Annotated in this window: 15 protein-coding genes and 2 pseudogenes; 14 read left to right on the top strand and 3 right to left on the bottom strand. The window is 52.5% G+C overall.

From position 1 onward, the window contains the following. Positions 1–89 precede the first annotated feature (89 nt). From lnt to pnp, 13 genes and pseudogenes are all read left to right on the top strand, one after another. Positions 90–1691, top strand: a complete 1602-nt coding sequence (gene lnt, locus KHQ09_RS17915; RefSeq protein WP_238481686.1) for an apolipoprotein N-acyltransferase — start codon at positions 90–92, stop codon at positions 1689–1691. 139 nt (positions 1692–1830) lie between these two features. After that, positions 1831–2244 carry a helix-turn-helix domain-containing protein gene (locus KHQ09_RS17910; protein ID WP_022711333.1) on the top strand — a complete coding sequence of 138 codons (414 nt, stop codon included), beginning with the start codon at positions 1831–1833 and terminating at the stop codon, positions 2242–2244. A 383-nt stretch (positions 2245–2627) separates the two neighbouring features. Next, positions 2628–3893 (top strand): methionine adenosyltransferase, encoded by a 1266-nt coding sequence (gene metK, locus KHQ09_RS17905; RefSeq protein WP_022711334.1) that lies wholly within the window; start codon positions 2628–2630, stop codon positions 3891–3893. 194 nt (positions 3894–4087) lie between these two features. Next, complete coding sequence (trmB, locus tag KHQ09_RS17900) at positions 4088–4804, top strand: tRNA (guanine(46)-N(7))-methyltransferase TrmB (protein ID WP_213600085.1); 717 nt, start codon at positions 4088–4090, stop codon at positions 4802–4804. A gap of 178 nt (positions 4805–4982) precedes the next feature. Continuing rightward, positions 4983–5660, top strand: coding sequence for a ribosome maturation factor RimP (rimP, locus tag KHQ09_RS17895; RefSeq protein WP_213599695.1), 678 nt, complete (start codon positions 4983–4985; stop codon positions 5658–5660). A gap of 107 nt (positions 5661–5767) precedes the next feature. After that, entirely contained in the window at positions 5768–7381 is a 1614-nt protein-coding gene (gene nusA / locus KHQ09_RS17890; RefSeq protein WP_075653983.1) for a transcription termination factor NusA, read from the top strand. A 251-nt stretch (positions 7382–7632) separates the two neighbouring features. Beyond that, the gene (locus KHQ09_RS17885; protein WP_084664797.1) at positions 7633–8286 is read left to right on the top strand and encodes an RNA-binding protein; all 654 of its coding nucleotides are present in this window, start codon (positions 7633–7635) and stop codon (positions 8284–8286) included. Continuing rightward, positions 8283–8588 (top strand): annotated as a pseudogene (locus tag KHQ09_RS18625) (translation initiation factor IF-2 associated domain-containing protein); the annotation flags it as partial. The gene KHQ09_RS17885 and the pseudogene KHQ09_RS18625, both read left to right, overlap by 4 nt. 105 nt (positions 8589–8693) lie before the next feature. Next, positions 8694–11306: pseudogene (gene infB / locus KHQ09_RS17880) on the top strand (translation initiation factor IF-2); the annotation flags it as partial. 227 nt (positions 11307–11533) lie between these two features. Beyond that, on the top strand, positions 11534–11977 hold the full coding sequence (gene rbfA, locus KHQ09_RS17875; protein ID WP_213599691.1) for a 30S ribosome-binding factor RbfA: 444 nt from the start codon (positions 11534–11536) through the stop codon (positions 11975–11977). After that, positions 11977–12951: a tRNA pseudouridine(55) synthase TruB gene (truB, locus tag KHQ09_RS17870; RefSeq protein ID WP_213599689.1), complete on the top strand. Its 975-nt coding sequence runs from the start codon at positions 11977–11979 to the stop codon at positions 12949–12951. The genes rbfA and truB overlap by 1 nt, the downstream gene beginning before the upstream one ends. 323 nt (positions 12952–13274) lie before the next feature. Next, positions 13275–13544, top strand: coding sequence for a 30S ribosomal protein S15 (gene rpsO / locus KHQ09_RS17865; RefSeq protein ID WP_022711344.1), 270 nt, complete (start codon positions 13275–13277; stop codon positions 13542–13544). A gap of 364 nt (positions 13545–13908) precedes the next feature. Beyond that, positions 13909–16050, top strand: a complete 2142-nt coding sequence (gene pnp, locus KHQ09_RS17860; protein WP_022711345.1) for a polyribonucleotide nucleotidyltransferase — start codon at positions 13909–13911, stop codon at positions 16048–16050. Positions 16051–16146: 96 nt separating this feature from the next. On the opposite strand, the gene KHQ09_RS17855 is transcribed toward pnp, so the two are convergent. Continuing rightward, on the bottom strand, positions 16147–16380 hold the full coding sequence (locus KHQ09_RS17855) for a hypothetical protein (protein ID WP_213599687.1): 234 nt from the start codon (positions 16378–16380) through the stop codon (positions 16147–16149). A gap of 132 nt (positions 16381–16512) precedes the next feature. Between KHQ09_RS17855 and KHQ09_RS17850 the strand changes: the two genes are divergently transcribed. Further along, entirely contained in the window at positions 16513–17535 is a 1023-nt protein-coding gene (locus tag KHQ09_RS17850; protein WP_213599685.1) for a class I SAM-dependent methyltransferase, read from the top strand. A gap of 153 nt (positions 17536–17688) precedes the next feature. On the opposite strand, the gene fabI is transcribed toward KHQ09_RS17850, so the two are convergent. Beyond that, positions 17689–18507, bottom strand: a complete 819-nt coding sequence (gene fabI / locus KHQ09_RS17845; RefSeq protein ID WP_075653974.1) for an enoyl-ACP reductase FabI — start codon at positions 18505–18507, stop codon at positions 17689–17691. A 12-nt stretch (positions 18508–18519) separates the two neighbouring features. Beyond that, entirely contained in the window at positions 18520–19743 is a 1224-nt protein-coding gene (gene fabB / locus KHQ09_RS17840) for a beta-ketoacyl-ACP synthase I (RefSeq protein WP_075653973.1), read from the bottom strand. Between the last annotated feature and the right edge of the window lie 25 nt (positions 19744–19768).

Genomic DNA, 19768 nt, shown 5'->3' with positions numbered 1-19768 from the left:
GAGTAGAGCGCCGCGTGCCCTTTTGGGCACGTAAAACTCGCTCTGCACTTTATACTTACAGCCTTATCCCCATTGAGAGACCGAATATAGTGAGCAGCCTTTATCTCCGCCTGACTGAAAACCTCACCGGCTGGCGTAAAGCGCTCCTGACCATTCTCGCCGGTGCAAGTGTCACGCTGGCATTGCCACCTTTTGATTTTTTACCCGCAGGATTTATCGGTTTTCCGCTGCTGGTGCTGCTGATTGACTGCTCAAGGACAACAACTGCAAGCGGATGGAAACGCCTGCTCCCTGCTTTTCGAACCGGCTGGTTGTTTGGTTTCGGCTATTTTCTCGCCGGTCTCTGGTGGATCGGCATGGCATTGCTGGTGGATGCAGAAAATTTCGCCTGGGCATTACCGTTAGCTATTCTCGGCCTGCCTGCCTTTCTGGCATTTTTCTTCGCCTTTGCTGCCGCATTTGCACGGATCTTCTGGGGCGCCGGCCTTATCCGTATTCTGGTGCTGGCCATCGCACTCGGTATTACAGAATGGCTGCGCGCCTTTATTCTCACCGGTTTTCCGTGGAATGCGCTTGGCTATATGCTGATGCCAACACCATTGCTGATGCAGTCGGTCACCATTACCAGTCTCTATGGCATGAATGTTCTTGCTGTAGTGATTTTCGCCATGCCCGCTCTATTGTTTGGCGATAAACGTCAGCGCTATGGCTGGCGCAGCGGATTAATTACAGCCTGTGCCCTGTTGATTGCCCATGCCGGTTATGGCGCATGGCGCTTACAGCAGGCTCCCGCCTTGTCAGAGCAAGGCGCTGATGCACCTGTTATCCGCTTGGTTCAGGCCTCCATTGCACAGGATGCCAAATGGGATAATCAGTTGCGCCGCGCGATTTTCGACAAGCATCTTGATCTCAGCACCCGCCCGCCTGCCAATGGCCAGCCGGTGCCTGATGTGATTATCTGGCCGGAAACCTCCGTCCCCTATGTGCTGCCACAAGTCGAAGAAGTCTTGAGCGCCATCGGCAAGGCACTTCAGCCGAATCAAATGCTGCTGGCCGGAGCGGTGCGCGGTGAAGGAGAAGATCTCTCCGCCTATTATAACAGTATTTTCGCGGTGAATGCCGCCGGTCATGTGACCGCAACTGCCGACAAAGTGCATCTTGTACCATTCGGTGAATATCTGCCGCTGGAAGGTCTGCTGCGCTCTGTCGGTATGCAGGAAGTGGTGGAATTACCCGGCGGCTTTACCGCAGCACCGGCGCGCCATGCCCTCAATGTCAGCCCGAGCCTGACCCTGCTGCCTTTAATCTGCTATGAGGCGATTTTCCCGTCCGAGCTTGGCTATCAGGGTAAAAGCGTTGATGCGATCATCAATATTACCAATGACGCATGGTACGGCAATACACCGGGGCCTTATCAGCATTTCCGACAGGCGCAATTGCGCGCCGTAGAACAGGGACTGCCTTTGCTGCGCGCAGCTAATAACGGTATTTCAGCAATTACCGATTCTTACGGTCGAATCACCAAACATCTCAACCTGAATGAAGTCGGATTTATTGACGGCCGTCTGCCACCAAAAGCGACAGGCTTCTGGCGCAAACCGGCAGGAGAAACACAGTTCTTCACACTTCTGTTCATCTTGCTCGTAATTTCATGTGGTTTACATGCCATCCGTACCGAGCGTTTCGGTTGACATCATATTTTTGATGTTATGATATACACATGAAACTGATGAAATTTCAGATGAACCCTATAATTCTCCGAAAAATATGCTGATTTAAGCAAACCATTTTTCATCAAGGAAAGCTCGCATAAGCGAGGAGCATTTGTGAATGACTGAGAATAAAAAGAAACCCAATCCCATTGATGTTCATGTGGGCAGCCGCATCCGGTTGCGCCGGAACATGCTTGGCCTCAGTCAGGAAAAACTCGGTGAAAATCTCGGTATTACCTTCCAGCAGATTCAAAAATATGAAAAAGGCACCAACCGCGTCGGTGCCAGCCGCCTGCAAGCCATTTCATCCATATTGAGTGTACCGGTTGCCTTCTTTTTTGAAGATGCACCGGAGCAGGCCGGACAGCAGAACGGCGGTTTTGCGGAAGACAATGAAACAACCTATGTTGTTGATTTTCTTCAGACAAATGAAGGCGTGCAGCTGACACGTTATTTTACAAAAATCACTGATCCGAAAGTGCGTCGTAAAATCATTGATCTGGTAAAAACCCTTGCCAATGATGATGATTAATCTCTGAAGCCCAGAGGCGCGAATTCGGTAAAAACAGAATCCCTGAAACTGCCCTATCCTATTGTTTTGTCGCATTATAGCAGGCGCTTAATGCGACAATTTGGCAGCTTCTTGCGTTAAATCTCGCACATAAACACATGCAGATAGTTGTATATCTTGTCATTTCGTGCTGATTATACGCGCAAATAACGTCTGATTTCTTTATAGAGCGATTGCTTCACTTTCATTCCGTAGCAGACAGGCTTTTCTGAAAGCGGCCTGAAACGGTTTGAAAACGGCGCGCAATGAATTATCAGCAGTTCGTGCGCAGAAATGCACAATGCTGAAAGCAACTGTTTCTCCGGAGAGTACAATGCTCCGCAGATTTTCAAGAGGGGTTTCCCGTGTCACGCAGTTCATATCTTTTCACCAGTGAATCGGTATCCGAAGGTCATCCGGATAAGGTTTGCGATCGTATTTCCGATGAAATCGTAGACATGATCTACAAGGAAGCACGTAAAACCGGTGTTGATCCGTGGTCTGTACGTATTGCCTGTGAAACCCTCGCCACTACCAACCGTGTCGTGATTGCCGGTGAAGTGCGTGTGCCGGACACATTCCTGAAAAAAGACAAAGCCGGTGAAATTCTGCTTGATGCCAAAGGTCATAAGCAGATCAACCCTTCCCGCTTCCGTTCCGCTGCCCGCAAAGCCATCCGTGAAATCGGCTATGAACAGGAAGGCTTCAACTGGCGCAATGTGAAAATCGACGTGCTGCTGCATCCGCAATCAGCGGATATTGCGCAGGGTGTCGATAATGCTGCCGACCGTCAGGGTGAAGAAGGTGCGGGCGATCAGGGCATTATGTTCGGTTATGCCTGCCGCGAAACACCGGATCTGATGCCGGCGCCAATCTATTATGCCCATAAAATTCTTGAGCTGCTTTCTGCTGCCCGCCACAAAGGCGAAGGCGACTATGGCAAGCTCGGCCCTGATGCCAAAAGTCAGGTCACAGTGCGCTATGCCGATGGCAAGCCTGCGGAAGTCACCCAGATCGTGTTGTCGACCCAGCATCTGGATGCCTCATGGGATTCCGCGAAAGTCCGTCAGGTCGTTGAGCCGGTGATCCGTGAAGCGCTCGGTGATCTGCCTATTGCTGCGAACTGCAACTGGTACATCAATCCAACCGGTAAATTCGTCATCGGCGGACCGGACGGTGATGCCGGTCTGACCGGACGTAAGATCATTGTTGATACTTACGGCGGTGCAGCCCCGCATGGCGGCGGCGCATTCTCCGGCAAGGACACGACCAAGGTTGACCGCTCCGCAGCCTATGCCGCGCGTTATCTGGCCAAGAATGTGATTGCTGCCGGTCTTGCCGACCGTTGCACCATTCAGCTGTCCTATGCGATCGGCGTTGCCCAGCCGCTCTCGGTCTATGTTGACCTGCACGGCACCGGCAAAGTTGCCGAGAGCGATGTGGAAACCGCGCTGCGTCAGGTCATGGACCTGTCCCCGACCGGCATCCGCAAGCATCTCGACCTTAACAAACCGATCTATGCCAAGACCGCATCTTATGGCCATTTCGGCCGCAAAGCCGGTCGCGACGGCTCTTTCTCATGGGAAAAGACAGATCTGGTCAAAGCACTGAAAGCGGCGCTTAAGGTCTGATTTCATTCTCAATATTCTGGGTTTCAGGGCACCATGTTTCTCTCATGGTGCCCTGTTTCTTTAACAGCCACACAAAAATCAGTAGACTTTCCGTCGCTGATTATGTGTAAAGCGGCTTATTCCGATTATCTGAACCATAAAGAAACGTGCCGATGTCTGATACTGAACGCAACTGTGACCTCAAGGATGAAGCCATGAACGCAGAGTCCTCTGAACAACAGCCACGCGGCTCACGTGCGACGGAAGCTTTTTATGGTCGCCGTAACGGTAAGCCTTTGCGTCCGCATCAACGTTTTCTGCGCGAAGACCTGCTGCCACAGCTCAAACTCGATCTCCTGAGCCCTGCCCCGCAGGATCTGCGCACATTGTTTATGGCCGATGTTTCAAAAGTGCGTATGGAAATCGGTTTCGGCGGTGGTGAACATCTGGTGCATGAAGCCACCCGTAAACCGGAAGCCGGTTTTATCGGTGTTGAGCCTTTCGTCAACGGCATGGCGAAAATGCTTGGCGCACAGGATGCCAATCCGCTGCCAAACCTGCGTCTTTATGATGACGATGCCACACTGGTGCTGGACTGGCTGCCGGATGCATCGCTCGACGGCATTGATCTATTTTATCCTGATCCGTGGCCGAAAAAGAAACATTGGAAGCGCCGTTTTGTCAGCCAGAAAAACCTCAGCCGTTTCGCCCGCGTGCTGAAACCTGGCGCTTTGTTCCGTTTTGCCTCCGACATTGATACATATGTCAACTGGACGCTGCAACATTGCCACGACCATGGTGCGTTTGAATGGCAGGCACAAAGTGCAGCCGACTGGCACACACCTTATGAAGCATGGCCGGGCACACGCTATGAAGCCAAAGCTTTCCGTGAAGGCCGTCAGGCTGCTTACCTTACCTTTATCAGGCGATAATTCATCCTCAAGGACAAGGCTTGTCACAGGCGGCTTTTTTCTGTATAGTTGCCTCAAATTCTTGGTCGGTAGAACAAGAGTGGGTCCCACCGGTCCCGCTCTTTTTTGTTTGGTACACACTGAAAACTGCGCAGACTGCCGCCGGAAATCCTATTGCACGTATTTTAAGGAATACAGGGTGAACGAACAAACACAACAGGACCAGAACATTACAGCGCTTGACGCGACACAGGATGAACCACGCATTATCCGTGAAACGGGTATTGATGCAAAAGTGGCATCGCTGATCGAACCTGCGATTAATGCTGCGGGTTTCCGTCTTGTGCGCGTGCGTCTTTCCGGCCTTAACGGCCTCACCCTGCAGATTATGGCTGAGCGTCCGGACGGCACCATGACCGTTGAAGATTGCGAAATTGTCAGCCGCACCGTTTCTCCGGTTCTTGATGTTGAAGATCCGATTGACGGCAAATATCACCTTGAAATTTCTTCACCGGGCATTGACCGTCCGATGGTGCGCAAATCTGACTTTTCCAACTGGCAGGGTCATATTGCTAAACTCGAAACCTCGATGCTGCATGATAACCGCAAGAAATTCCGCGGCCGCATCATCAAGGTTGAAGATGAAACTGTCACTCTCGAAGCCGATCAGGCCACTTACGGCGCGGAAGCTCAGACCACAATTCCTTTTGAGCTGATCGCTGATGCAAGACTGATCCTGACCGATGATCTGATCCGTGATGCGCTGCGCAAAGACAAAGCTCTGCGCGAAGGCCGTATTCCGGGCGACGAATTGAGTGATGAATTCAATCTGGACAGCGGCAATGCCGATGCTCCGGAGAACGATAAAGACAACTAAGCATTTCACAGGCGAATGACTTCATTTGCTTGTCATGATAATGCGACAAAACAAAAAAGCTTTCGCACCCAGAAGCAAAAAACGGGTGCTGCACCAAGGAGAGACCAATGGCAGTCAGTGCAAACAGGCTAGAGCTTCTTCAGATCGCTGATGCGGTTGCGCGCGAAAAATCCATTGACCGCGAGATCGTGATTGCAGCGATGGCCGATGCCATTCAGAAAGCTGCCCGCTCCCGTTATGGTCTGGAAACCAATATCCGCGCGGATATCAATTCCAAGAGCGGTGAAATCAAGCTGCAGCGTTTGCTTGAAGTGGTTGAAACTGTAGAAGATTATGCCACACAGATCGCTCTGGAATCCGCACGTGAACGCAATCCGGATGCGCAAGTAGGCGACTTCCTTGCTGACCAGCTGCCGCCAATGGATTTCGGCCGTATTGCTGCCCAGTCTGCCAAACAGGTTATCGTACAGAAAGTACGTGAAGCCGAGCGTGACCGCCAGTATGACGAATTCAAAGACCGTCTGGGTGAAATCATCAACGGTACTGTCAAACGCGTTGAATATGGCAATGTGGTTGTTGATCTCGGTCGCGGTGAAGCCATTGTCCGCCGTGACGAACTGATCCCGCGTGAAGCATTCCGCTACGGCGACCGTATCCGCGCTTATGTCTATGATGTCCGTCGCGAACAGCGCGGCCCGCAGGTATTCCTGTCGCGTACCCATCCGCAGTTCATGGCGAAACTCTTCACCATGGAAGTGCCGGAAATTTATGACGGCATTATCGAAATCAAATCGGTTGCCCGTGATCCGGGTTCGCGCGCCAAAATGGCCGTTGTGTCCCGTGACAGCTCGATTGATCCTGTCGGCGCCTGCGTTGGTATGCGCGGTTCCCGCGTTCAGGCCGTTGTCGGCGAATTGCAGGGCGAAAAGATCGACATTATTCCTTGGTCGCCGGATGCAGCGACTTTCATCGTTAACGCCTTGCAGCCTGCTGAAGTGGCCAAGGTTGTTCTGGATGAAGATGCAGAACGTATCGAAGTTGTTGTGCCTGACGATCAGCTGTCGCTGGCCATCGGCCGCCGCGGTCAGAATGTGCGTCTTGCATCACAGCTGACCGGCTGGGACATCGATATCATGACGGAAAACGAAGAATCCGAACGCCGCCAGAAAGAATTCACAGAACGCTCTGCTTTGTTCATGGAAGCGCTGAATGTGGATGAAATGGTTGGTCAGGTTCTGGCTTCCGAAGGTTTCGGTTCGGTTGAAGAAATCGCCTATGTTGAAAGCGACGAAATCGCTTCGATCGATGGTTTCGATGCTGATACTGCTGCTGAAATTCAGGATCGTGCGAAAGAATATCTGGATCGTCTCGAAAGCGATCTGAATGACCGTCGTCTCGAACTGGGCGTCAGCGACGAATTGCGCGATGTACCGGGTCTGACCAGTGCAATGCTTGTTGCAGTCGGTGAAGACGGCGTGAAGACCATGGATGATTTTGCCGGTTATGCGGTGGATGATCTCGTGGGCTGGCGCGAGCGTAAAGACGGTGAAACTGTTACTCATGCCGGTGTTCTGACACCGTTTGAAGTTTCCCGCACAGACGCAGAGCAGATGGTTCTCGCAGCCCGCCTTAAAGCAGGCTGGATTACAGAAGATCAGCTGGAAGAAGCTGCCAATGAACTGGCTTCGACAGGCGATGATGAAGAGCAGGCAGATGCTTAATCAGCATCTTGCAACTGCCGCTCGCGCGGGCGGATTTTGATGTCCGCGCATCGGCTCTCTACCGGAAATAATGCCTGTGTCAGCTTTTTTGATACAGGCCTGTTTTCCGACAAACTGCATACAGCCGGAACCGCTCGGTTTACGGCTGTCTTGCGCACACATATTGCAGGGCTTCTTGCCCTTGCACTCATATTAAAGTAGAAAACAGTTCCTCTCCACCGGCGCTGTTTTCGAGCGAAGTGGAGTTCTGGTTGAAACCGGATAAAAACGACAGGACCTGTATTGTTACGCGCGAGAGCGGCCCGGCTGTAGATCTCATCCGGTTTGTGGCTGCACCCGACGGTAGTGTTGTACCGGATCTGAAGCGCAATTTACCCGGACGCGGATGCTGGATTAAAGCAGAACGGCATATTGTTGATGAAGCGGTTAAACGCAAACTGCTGCCCCGCGCACTGAAAACGCAAGTTTCGGTGCCGGCGGATTTAGGCTCTCTGGTCGACAGGCTATTGACAAAATCCGCGCTGGGCAGTCTAGCACTGGCCAGAAAGTCCGGTGCTGTGGTGACAGGATCGGCGAAAGTTGATTCTGCTGTGCGTACCGGCCGCGTTACAATGGTGCTTCATGCGACAACAGCGGCTCCCGACGGCATCCGAAAGCTGGATCAGGCGCGTCATGCGAGGAAGATGGCAACCGGAGCAGATATAAAAGCCTATTCCCTTTTTACAGGGGATGAAATGGATTTGGCATTTGGCGGCGGAAATGTAATACATGCCGCCGTGATTGAAGGAACGGCAGCAACCGGGTTCGTCACGCGGGCGCTTCAGCTGCATAAATATCGCGGCGAGAGCGCAGCGAACTTGGAAAATCTGGCAGCCACTGCTGCAAAGGAAACGGAATCGGAATGAGCGACAGTAATTCAAACGACGACAAGACGCTGAGCGTCGACACAAAAAAGACGCTGACCATCAAGCGGCCAGGAGTCGAACAGAGCACTGTACGGCAAAATTTCAGCCACGGACGCAGCAAGTCGGTTGTTGTTGAGACGAAAAAACGTAAGTTTACCCGTCCTGACGATAAACCTGAAGCTGCAGCCGCTCCGGCTCCTGTTCAGTCAGTTGCACCAGCTCCGACACCGGCACAAGCTGCTCCTGCTCCGGTTGCTGAAAAGCCGGCCGTGATTGCAGATGCGCCTAAGCCTGCACCTGTTACAGAAACTGCTGCGCCTGTTGCAAAAACAGAAAGCGCACCGGTTGCTCCGCAGGCTGCCAAGCCAGCTGAAGCCGCAGTTGCAAAACCTGTTGCACCTAAACCTGCAGCGCCTGCTGCTGCCCGTCCGGCAGCACCGGCTGCTACAACCCGTCCGGGTGCCCCTGCGGGCAATCGTCCGGCCGGTGGTGGCTATAACAAGCCGCAGGGTTCCCGTCCGGGTGGCCGCAATGAACAGCGCAACCGTTCCAATGACCGTCCGGGCATGGTGTTGAACACCCTGTCCTCCTCGGAAATGGATGCACGTCGCCGCGCCCTTCAGGATGCGGTAATCCGTGATGCGGAAGATCGCAAACGCGCTGAAGCAGAAGCTATCCGCCGTGCGGAAGAAGAAAAGCGCCGTGAAATCGAGCGCCTGGAATCTGAGCGCCGTCAGGCTGAAGAAGATGCACGCCGCAAGGCAGAAGCTGAAGCCAAAGCTAAAGCCGAAGCTGAAGCACGCAAGCGCGAACCGGCTGCACCTGTGCGTCCTGCTGCTGCACGTCCAAGCGGCGATCGTCCTTCGGGTGATCGCTCTGGCGGCCAGAACCGTGGCCCTGCTGGTCAGAACCGTCCAAATCAGGGCGGCTACAACCGCACCGGCGGCGCACCTGCCCCGCGCGATATTAATGCTGAAGCACCGCTGGCCGACAAAAAGCCGACCCAGCAGGTTCTGAACCGCAAGCCGCAGAATGATGATGATGATGATCGTCGTGGTGGTGCAGGCGTACGTCGTAACGTACCTGCTAAACCGGAAGTGCGCGCTACAAAGCCGACCAAGGCTGAAGAAGATCGCCGTCGCGGTAAACTGACCCTGAACAGCAATCTGGAAGACGAAGGCCGTTCGCGTTCGCTTTCGGCTATGCGTCGCCGTCAGGAAAAATTCAAGCGCTCGCAGATGCAGGAAGTCCGTGAAAAGATCTCCCGTGAAGTGACTATTCCTGAAACCATTACCATTCAGGAACTGGCACAGCGTATGACGGAACGTGCCGTTGATATCATCAAATACCTGATGAAACAGGGTCAGATGATGAAGCCGGGCGATGTGATCGATTCCGATCTGGCACAGCTGATCGCGGAAGAATTCGGCCATACCGTTAAGCGCGTTGCGGAATCTGACGTTGAAGAAGGTATCTTCAACGTGGAAGATAATCTCAGCGCAATGCTGCCGCGTCCGCCGGTTGTTACCATTATGGGTCACGTTGACCATGGTAAAACCTCGCTGCTCGATGCAATTCGTCAGGCAAATGTGGTCTCGGGTGAAGCCGGTGGTATTACCCAGCATATCGGTGCTTATCAGGTTGAACAGAACGGCCAGAAAATCACCTTTATCGATACGCCTGGTCACGCGGCCTTTACGCAGATGCGTGCCCGCGGTGCGCAGGCAACCGATATCGCCATTCTGGTAGTTGCCGCTGATGACAGCGTGATGCCGCAGACGATTGAATCTATCAACCACGCCAAAGCGGCCGGTGTTCCGATCATCGTGGCGATCAACAAGATCGACAAGCCGACCGCTGATCCGCAAAAAGTACGTAATGCCCTGCTGCAACACGATGTATTTGTGGAAACCATGGGCGGTGAAGTGCTTGATGTGGAAGTTTCCGCCAAGAACAAAATCAACCTCGACAAGCTGCTTGAAGCCGTTCTGTTGCAGGCTGAAATTCTTGACCTTAAAGCCGATCCTGAGCGTACAGCTGAAGGTGTGGTTATTGAAGCTCAGCTTGACCGCGGTCGCGGTGCGGTTGCAACCGTTCTGGTTCAGAAAGGTACATTGCATCCGGGCGAGATCATCATCGCCGGCAGTGCATGGGGTCGCGTTCGCGCCCTCGTCAATGACCATGGCGACCATGTGAAAGAAGCATCCCCTGCAATGCCGGTGGAAATTCTCGGTCTGTCCGGCACTCCGCAGGCGGGTGACCGCTTTGCGGTTGTTGCCAACGAAGCCAAGGCACGCGAAATTTCTGAATATCGTCAGCGTCTTGCCCGCGATAAGGCCGTTGCCCGTCAGGCAGGCTCGCGTGGTTCCCTTGAGCAGATGATGTCTAATCTGCAGTCGAGCGGCCTCAAAGAGTTCCCGCTGGTTATCAAGGGTGACGTGCAGGGTTCGGTTGAAGCGATTATTGCTTCTCTCGACAAGCTCGGCACTGATGAAGTCCGCGCACGTATCGTTCATTCGGGTGCCGGTGGTATCACAGAAAGCGATATCTCGCTGGCTGAAGCATCAAATGCTGCCATCATCGGCTTCAACGTCCGTGCCAATAAACAGGCCCGTGATGCAGCCGAACAGCAGGGTATCGAAATCCGCTACTACAACATCATCTATGATCTGATTGATGATGTGAAAGCAGCGATGTCCGGTCTTCTGCCGCCAGAACGTCGTGAAACCTTCATCGGTAACGCTGAAATTCTCGAAGTCTTCAACATCACCAAAGTCGGTAAAGTTGCCGGTTGCCGTGTTGTTGACGGTAAAGTCGAGCGTGGCGCCGGTGTACGTCTTATCCGCGACAACGTGGTTATCCACGAAGGCAAGCTCAAGACACTCAAGCGCTTCAAGGACGAAGTTGCCGAAGTGCCGATGGGTCAGGAATGCGGTATGGCATTTGAAAACTACGAAGATGTACGCGCAGGCGACATCATCGAAGCGTTCCGCGTTGAGATGATCACGCGTACGCTGTAATCAGCAAAGCAGCGGCAGTTATCAGAACTGCCGCTGCTTCATTTCTCGGGCGGTTTACACTCATCTTCAGACATAGTGCCGCTCTGAATTTTTAATTGGCCGCATTGTCATAATTGTCAGGCTGTATCAGTCTGGTTGTGAATAGGATGAAAGCCTCGCAGGCTTTTCCGCAATCATGCAATTTGTACAGTTGCCGACCGATATTTGGCTCAGATTTTGGAGTCCCCATGTCCCGTTTTTCTTCCACAGGACCATCACAGCGTCAGCTGCGCGTCGGCGAGCAGGTTCGTCATGCCGTGGCTCAGGTGCTGTCACGCGGCGAAATCCGTGACGATGTTCTGAATAATACCGTTGTTTCCATCACCGAAGTGCGCATGTCGCCTGACTTGAAAATTGCGACCTGCTTTATCAGCATCGTCGGCAATACAGATGTGCAGACAGTCATTAAAGCACTGGCAAATCATGCGAAATTTCTGCGTGGCCGCGTTGCACCACAACTGCGCCAGATGAAATATATGCCGGAATTCCGTTTCCGTCCGGATACCAGTTTCGACAATTTTGCCAAGATCGATGCCCTGTTGCGCTCGCCGGAAGTTGCGCGTGATCTGCAGCAGGATGACAGCGATGAATCCAACACAGAAACACATAAAGATAACGAGAATAACGGCTGATGGCGCGCAGAGGTAAGAAAAAAGGCCGTCCGGTTTCCGGATGGGTGATTTTTGACAAGCCGAAAGGTATGGGCTCGACCGAGGCCGTTTCCAAAATCAAATGGCTTTTCAGTGCTGAAAAGGCCGGTCATGCCGGTACGCTCGATCCGCTTGCCTCCGGCATGTTGCCGATTGCTCTGGGCGAAGCCACCAAAACCGTACCTTACGTGATGGACGGCACGAAAATCTATTCCTTCACCGTGACCTGGGGCGAAGAACGCTCCACGGATGATCTGGAAGGCCCTGTCACCAAAACCTCTGACAAGCGCCCGACTGAAGCCGATATTCTGGCGCTTCTGCCAAACTATATTGGTACTATTCAGCAGACCCCGCCGCAATTCTCCGCCATTAAAATTGACGGTGAGCGTGCCTATGATCTGGCACGCGGCGGCGAAACTGTTGCCATTCCTTCCCGTGAAGTCGAAATTTTTCAGCTTGAGCTGGTTGAGATCAACGAAGCCGGACAGGCCGTGTTTGAAGTTGAATGCGGTAAAGGCACTTATGTGCGCTCGCTCGCCCGCGATATGGGACGTGATCTCGGCTGCCTCGGTCATATTGCGGAGCTGCGCCGTCTGGAAGTTGCACCTTTCAACGAAGATGACTTCGTGACGCTTGCAGAGCTTGAAGCCGCATGGCCGCCGCTGCCGCCGAAATCTGATGATGAAGATGCGGAACCTGCACCTGTTGCACCGCGTGATTTCTCAGCCCTTGATGATTTTATCATTGATACCGGTGCAGCGCTGGAAGATCTGGTACAGGTTGCCTTGTCCGACGATCAGGCTCACCGTGTGCGCATGGGCAATCCGGTCATCTTACGCGGTCGCGATGCACCGCTGGAAGCCGATGAGGTTTGTGCCAATCACAAAAACCGTTTGCTGGCTATCGGTTACATTGAACAAGGTATGTTCAAGCCGAAACGCGTTTTCACTTATTAAACTAGAGCATTTCACAGTCAAGTTGGATTAACTTGACGTCGGGATAATGCGACAAACTAAAGAATCTAGAGCGAGCACTGCGATTCAACATAAACGTAAACCGCTCTAGCTATTACAGCTTAGCGCATTTTATTAAAAAGCCTGCATTGCAGGCTTTTTTGAAATGTGTCTGGAAATAAGCCACAGTTTCGATTATATGATCGTCAGGTTCCGTATAAGGCATTAATCAATGCTGACTGTACAGAACTGAAGTAAACGGCCCCGGCTGGACGACATCTTGGCCACGGGCGACATTTCTCCTCTTAAACAAAAAGGACATTCCGATGTCGATTACTGCTGAACGCAAACAGGCTCTTATCAAAGAATATGCAACCAAAGAAGGCGATACCGGTTCTCCTGAAGTACAGGTAGCCGTTCTTTCGGAACGCATTTCCAACCTGACCGGTCACTTCAAAGGCCACAAGAATGACAACCATTCCCGTCGTGGTCTTCTGAAAATGGTTTCTCAGCGCCGCAACCTGCTCGACTACCTCAAAGGTGTTGACGAAGCGCGCTATCAGAACCTGATCGGCCGTCTCGGCCTGCGCCGCTAAGCGCATCATCCGGCGAAAACCTGTAACGGTTTTCGCCGGAATTTTTACCGGAGCAGGACTTTTCATTAAATCTCTCCGGCAACAGGGTATTTACGGCTCAACAGCCTGAAAACACTCTGTATTATACAAAAATGCATTCTCCGTGCGTGTAAGCGCCAAAACGGGAAAAATGCAGCAGGGCTTTAACAATACTGTCGTAAAAGCCCGATATGGAACTGTATTGAACAGGTTCCGCAGGCAGGATTGCAGGCAGCTCGTCCTTATCCGAGCTTCTTGTTGTCTTGCCCGCTCCCTGTTCCAAACCGGAATATTACATGCGCTGACATCAGCGCAGAACATAAATATTCCAAACCAAGGACAAGATATGTTCAACACTCATAAAGTTGAAATCGAATGGGGCGGCCGTCCGCTCATTCTCGAAACCGGCAAAGTCGCCCGTCAGGCAGACGGCGCGGTTATCGCCACTTACGGTGAAACAATGGTGCTGGCCACCGTCGTTTCGGCTAAAGAGCCAAAGCCGGGTCAGGACTTTTTTCCTCTGACTGTAAACTATCAGGAAAAAGCCTATGCAGCCGGTCGTATTCCTGGCGGTTATTTCAAGCGTGAAGGCCGTCCGAGCGAAAACGAAACTCTGGTTTCCCGCCTGATCGACCGTCCGATCCGTCCGCTGTTTGCTGATGGCTACAAAAACGACACACAGGTTGTTATCACCGTTATTCAGCATGATCTGGAAAATAATCCGGACGTTTTGTCGATGGTTGCCGCTTCCGCTGCGCTCACCCTTTCCGGCGTACCTTTCATGGGCCCGATCGGTGGTTCGCGCGTTGGCTACATCAACGGCGAATATGTTCTGAACCCGCATCTCGACGAAATGGCTGAATCCAAACTGGATCTGGTTGTTGCCGGTACTTCTGATGCTGTTCTGATGGTTGAATCCGAAGCGCAGGAACTTTCTGAAGAAGTCATGCTCGGCGCTGTTGTTTTCGGTCAGAAGGGCTTCCAGCCTGTGATCGATGCAATCATCAGCCTTGCTGAAGTTGCTGCAAAAGAACCACGTGACTTCCAGCCGGAAGACCTGTCGGCTCCTGAAGCCGCAATGCTGGCAATCATCGAAGATGATCTGCGCGCAGCTTACAAAATCATCGACAAGCAGGCTCGTTATACCGCTGTTGATGCTGCCAAAGCTAAAGTTAAAGCGCACTTCCTGCCGGAAGATGCGGAAACAACCGAATATACTGCTGAGCAGATCGGTACTGTTTTCAAATCGCTGCAGGCTAAAATCGTTCGCTGGAACATTCTGGATACCGGCAGCCGCATCGACGGCCGCGATCTGGTAACCGTTCGTCAGATCGTATCCGAAGTTGGCGTTCTGCCACGCACACACGGTTCGGCTCTGTTCACCCGCGGTGAAACACAGGCAATCGTTGTTGCAACACTGGGTACCGGTGAAGATGAACAGTTCATCGACACGCTGGCCGGCCTGCAGAAAGAATCCTTCCTGCTGCACTACAACTTCCCGCCATATTCCGTTGGTGAAACCGGCCGTATGGGTTCCCCTGGCCGTCGTGAAATCGGTCACGGCAAACTGGCATGGCGCGCAATCCATCCGATGCTGCCTGCCAAAGAACAGTTCCCGTACACTCTGCGTGCGGTTTCTGAAATCACTGAATCCAACGGTTCGTCCTCCATGGCAACCGTATGCGGCACCTCGCTGGCGCTGATGGATGCCGGTGTACCTCTGACCCGCCCTGTAGCCGGTATTGCTATGGGTCTGATCAAAGAAGGCGACCGTTTTGCAGTTCTTTCCGATATCCTTGGTGACGAAGATCACCTCGGCGATATGGACTTCAAGGTAGCCGGCACTGAAAACGGTATCACTGCTCTGCAGATGGACATCAAGATCGACGGTATTACCGAAGAGATCATGAAAACCGCTCTGGAACAGGCTAAAGGCGGCCGCGTTCATATTCTCGGTGAAATGGCGAAAGCACTGTCCGGCGCGCGCGCTGAACTCGGTGAATTTGCACCACGCATCGAAGTGATGAACATTCCGACCGACAAGATCCGTGATGTTATCGGTTCCGGCGGTAAAGTTATCCGCGAAATCGTTGAAAAGACCGGCGCCAAAATCAACATCGAAGATGACGGCACAGTCAAAATTGCTTCTTCTTCCGCCAAGGAAATCGAAGCAGCGAAGAAATGGATCCACTCCATTGTTGCTGAACCGGAAATCGGCGAAATCTACGAAGGTACAGTTGTTAAAACTGCTGACTTCGGTGCATTCGTAAACTTCTTCGGCCCGCGCGATGGTCTGGTACATATCTCGCAGCTGGCTGCAGACCGCGTTGCCAAGACCACCGATGTGGTTAAGGAAGGCCAGAAGGTCTGGGTTAAACTGATGGGTTTTGATGAGCGCGGTAAAGTGCGCCTGTCGATGAAAGTCGTTGATCAGGAAACCGGCAAGGAAATCGTTGCCGAAAAGAAAGAAGAAACCGCAGCTGAATAAGCTGATTTCGAGTTTCAAAAAGCCCCGCATAGAAATATGCGGGGCTTTTCATTTAAAGCATGCAGTAACTACAGTCTCAGTTCAGGAATGCGTTGTTTAAACCGGCTCAGCCTGAGTCTCAGCTTTTATGCCCTTTTGCAGCCAAGCCTCCTGATGGGCACAATCGGTAATTGCCTGCGCTTCACTGACAGCCATAGTCAGCAAATAGGCAAAGAAACTCTGTTTGCTTTTATGGGCCTGTGAAATCATCTCATTCAATTGCAACAAACGCGCCTGATGCTGCGGCAGACATGTTGCAAAACATTGCGGCTGACAACATTTGCGCGCCATAGTACTACTCCCCCGCGAGCAACACGGCATTACAGATAGTTTGAAACTTTAACCGATAACAAGTTCAATATAATATCTGCCAGAAACCACCTACTGTCATCCTTCTCAGGTAGAAAAGACCAAAGAAATTTTATGATTACCGGCGCCCAAAACACCCTCTTTCTGCCCTTTGAGAATGAAACTCTTGATCTGCCGCAGGCGGGAGAAAAATATCTCTGCTTCGGCATCAGTGCCGACACGACACTCAGCACAGAGTGGAAACAGGCATTGCATTGTATTCAGCCATTGAGACCGGAATGGCTGGCGCTCAATAAAGCCGGATTTCATGTCACGCCGCAGATCAGCGAAAATGAAACTTATGACGGCGGCATGATTTTGCTCGGCAAACATCGCGGCCGCAATGAGGAATGGCTGGCGACATTGCTGACCCAAGTCAAAGCCGGCGGCTTGATTATTATCGCCGGTGACAAAAAGCTTGGCATTGACAGTTTCCGCAAGCGCAGCGACCAGATTTCAGCTTCCATCGACCGCCTGTCCAAAAACCACGCTGTAGCCTACTGGTTGGCGCGCCCGGAGGCGATTGATGCCGGGATCACACAAAGCCTCATTCCGGAGCCAAAACGCGTGGACGGGCGCTTCTGGACGAAAGCAGGCATGTTCTCCCATGGCGAAGCCGACAAAGGTTCCGCTCTGCTGGTGCCGCATCTCAAAAACATCGCCTTCGGTCATGTAGCGGATTTGGGTGCTGGCTGGGGTTATCTGAGTGCCGCCTGTCTCGACAATCCGGACAAGCTCAGCCGTATTGATCTTTATGAAGCGGATTTTGAGGCACTGGAAATTGCCAAAAGCAATCTGGCTGAACTCAACAGTTCAGTACCGCTGCACTACTACTGGCATGACGTCGCTTCCGAGTCGATGACAGAGATTTATGACACGGTTATCAGCAATCCGCCATTTCACACCGGCCGTAACACCGATATTTCGCTTGGCCAAAGCTTTATTACGGCAGCAGCCAAACGCCTTAAATCCGGCGGACGTTTCCTGATGGTGGCAAATCGCCAGCTTCCTTATGAGGCTGTCTTGAAACAGCATTTCCGGCAGGTCATGCCGCTCACTGATAAAGACGGCTTCAAAGTCATCGAAGCACGAAAATAAAGCAGTTTCAGGAAAAGTGGGAACCGCCTTCGCGGGGAAAATAGTTCACTGGACTATTTTCTTGTCCCGCTACGAACCGTCCGAAACTGCGTTAAAATAAATCACAAAAAAGCCGCGCAATGCGCGGCTTTTTTCATATCATATGTAACTGGCTTATTCAGTGCCGGTTGCATCCGAGCTTTTCAGCTCTTCCAATGTCGGCATGGAGACGATGTTGTAGCCTGAATCCACAAAGTGAACTTCACCGGTTACACCGCTCGACAGATCCGAAAGCAGATAGACTGCGGATTTACCCACATCATCAATATCAACGGTACGGCGCAGCGGCGAATTGCGGCGCTGATACGAGAAGATCGCGCGGGCATCACCGATACCGGCACCGGCCAGTGTACGCACAGGGCCAGCCGAAATTGCATTCACGCGGATATTCTGCGGGCCGTAATCGGCTGCCAGATAACGCACCATGGCTTCAAGAGCAGCCTTGGCAACACCCATCACATTATAGTTCGGAATGGTGCGGGTTGAGCCGCCATAGGTCAGTGTGAGGATCGAACCGCCGTCTTTCATCAGCTTCTCAGCACGCTGAGCAACTTCCGTGAAAGAATAAGCAGAGATCACCATTGTCCGGCTGAAATTTTCACGGGTGGTGACATCCGCATAACGGCCTTTCAGCTCTGTTTTGTCGGAGAAACCAATAGCGTGAACGATAAAGTCGAGCTTGCCCCATTTTTTCTCGATCTCGTCAAAGACCGCATCAACGGTTGCAATATCTTCCACATCGCAAGGCAGTACGAAATCCGATCCGACCTGCTCCGCCAGCGGTTTCACGCGCTTGCCAAGAGCATCACCCTGATAGGTGAAAGCCAGCTCAGCGCCCTGATCGGCAAGATGTTTGGCAATACCCCAAGCAAGAGAATGGTTGTTTGCAACACCCATAATCAGCCCGCGTTTGCCCTTCATTAAATCCTGCATACTCTCTCTCCGTCAGCCCTGATAGCGCTGGAATACCAGCGTTGCATTCGTTCCACCAAAACCGAAGGAGTTGGACAGTACCGTGTTAATTTCTGCATTATCGATGCGCTTACGCACAATCGGCATATCCGCGAAATCCGGATCCAGCTCATCAATATGCGCGCTTTCGCAGATGAAATTATTATGCATCATCAAAAGCGAATAGATCGCTTCCTGAACGCCGGTTGCACCCAGTGAGTGACCGGTCAGAGATTTGGTAGCCGCAATCGGCGGGCAGGCATCGCCTGAACCGAAGACTTTACGGATCGCTTCGATTTCCGGTGCATCGCCCGCAGGGGTCGATGTGGCATGCGGATTGATATAATCAATCTTGCCGTTCACGGTTGAAAGCGCCATGCGCATGCAGCGCTCTGCACCTTCGCCCGACGGGGCAACCATGTCATAACCGTCTGATGTCGCACCATAGCCGACAACTTCACCGTAAATCTTGGCACCGCGCGCCAGCGCAGTTTCCAGATCTTCCAGCACCAATACACCGGCGCCACCGGCAATTACAAAACCGTCGCGGTTTTTGTCATAGGCGCGGGATGCACGTTCCGGTGTATCATTATATTTCGAAGACATCGCACCCATGGCGTCAAACAACACCGACAGGGTCCAGTCGAGGTCTTCGCAGCCACCGGCAAACATACGGTCCTGTTTGCCATACTGGATCATCTCAACCGCATTGCCGATACAATGGTTCGAGGTCGCGCAAGCCGAGGAGATCGAATAATTGATGCCCTTGATCTTGAAGAAAGTCGCCATCGTGGCTGATGCGGTCGAGCTCATGGCTTTCGGCACTGCGAAAGGACCAACGCGTTTCGGGCCTTTGTCGCGGGTAATATCAGCGGAATCCACGATTGTGCGGGTGGAAGGGCCGCCGGAGCCCATGATGATACCGGTGCGATCGTTGGAAACCTGTTCTTCGGTCAGGCCTGCATCGGCAATCGCCTGATCCATGGCCACATGGTTCCATGCAGTACCGCGACCGTGAAAACGCATTGCGCGGCGGTCAACCAGCGCTTCAACATCAATCTGCGGTGCGCCCGAGACCTGACAGCGAAAACCGAGTTCCGCCTGATCTTCAGCCCGCCGGATACCCGATCTGGCCTCAAACAAAGAGGTCAGCACCTCTTCGGTATTATTGCCAATCGAGGATACAATCCCCATTCCGGTAACGACAACACGCCGCATTGCGTTCTCCTTTGCACCTGTTCCC

This window comes from Pseudochrobactrum algeriensis, assembly GCF_018436245.1.
GTDB lineage: Bacteria > Pseudomonadota > Alphaproteobacteria > Rhizobiales > Rhizobiaceae > Pseudochrobactrum > Pseudochrobactrum saccharolyticum.
This window is presented reverse-complemented; position numbering and strand designations above follow the sequence as displayed.

What these genes read in the sequence shown, in the direction of transcription:
- KHQ09_RS17910 (WP_022711333.1), top strand. Translation starts at nt 1,831, where the DNA reads ATGACTGAGAATAAAAAGAAACCCAATCCCATTGATGTTCATGTGGGC.
- trmB (WP_213600085.1), top strand. Translation starts at nt 4,088, where the DNA reads ATGAACGCAGAGTCCTCTGAACAACAGCCACGCGGCTCACGTGCGACG.
- nusA (WP_075653983.1), top strand. Translation starts at nt 5,768, where the DNA reads ATGGCAGTCAGTGCAAACAGGCTAGAGCTTCTTCAGATCGCTGATGCG.
- rbfA (WP_213599691.1), top strand. Translation starts at nt 11,534, where the DNA reads ATGTCCCGTTTTTCTTCCACAGGACCATCACAGCGTCAGCTGCGCGTC.
- truB (WP_213599689.1), top strand. Translation starts at nt 11,977, where the DNA reads ATGGCGCGCAGAGGTAAGAAAAAAGGCCGTCCGGTTTCCGGATGGGTG.
- rpsO (WP_022711344.1), top strand. Translation starts at nt 13,275, where the DNA reads ATGTCGATTACTGCTGAACGCAAACAGGCTCTTATCAAAGAATATGCA.
- pnp (WP_022711345.1), top strand. Translation starts at nt 13,909, where the DNA reads ATGTTCAACACTCATAAAGTTGAAATCGAATGGGGCGGCCGTCCGCTC.
- KHQ09_RS17855 (WP_213599687.1), bottom strand. Translation starts at nt 16,380, where the DNA reads ATGGCGCGCAAATGTTGTCAGCCGCAATGTTTTGCAACATGTCTGCCG.
- KHQ09_RS17850 (WP_213599685.1), top strand. Translation starts at nt 16,513, where the DNA reads ATGATTACCGGCGCCCAAAACACCCTCTTTCTGCCCTTTGAGAATGAA.
- fabI (WP_075653974.1), bottom strand. Translation starts at nt 18,507, where the DNA reads ATGCAGGATTTAATGAAGGGCAAACGCGGGCTGATTATGGGTGTTGCA.
- fabB (WP_075653973.1), bottom strand. Translation starts at nt 19,743, where the DNA reads ATGCGGCGTGTTGTCGTTACCGGAATGGGGATTGTATCCTCGATTGGC.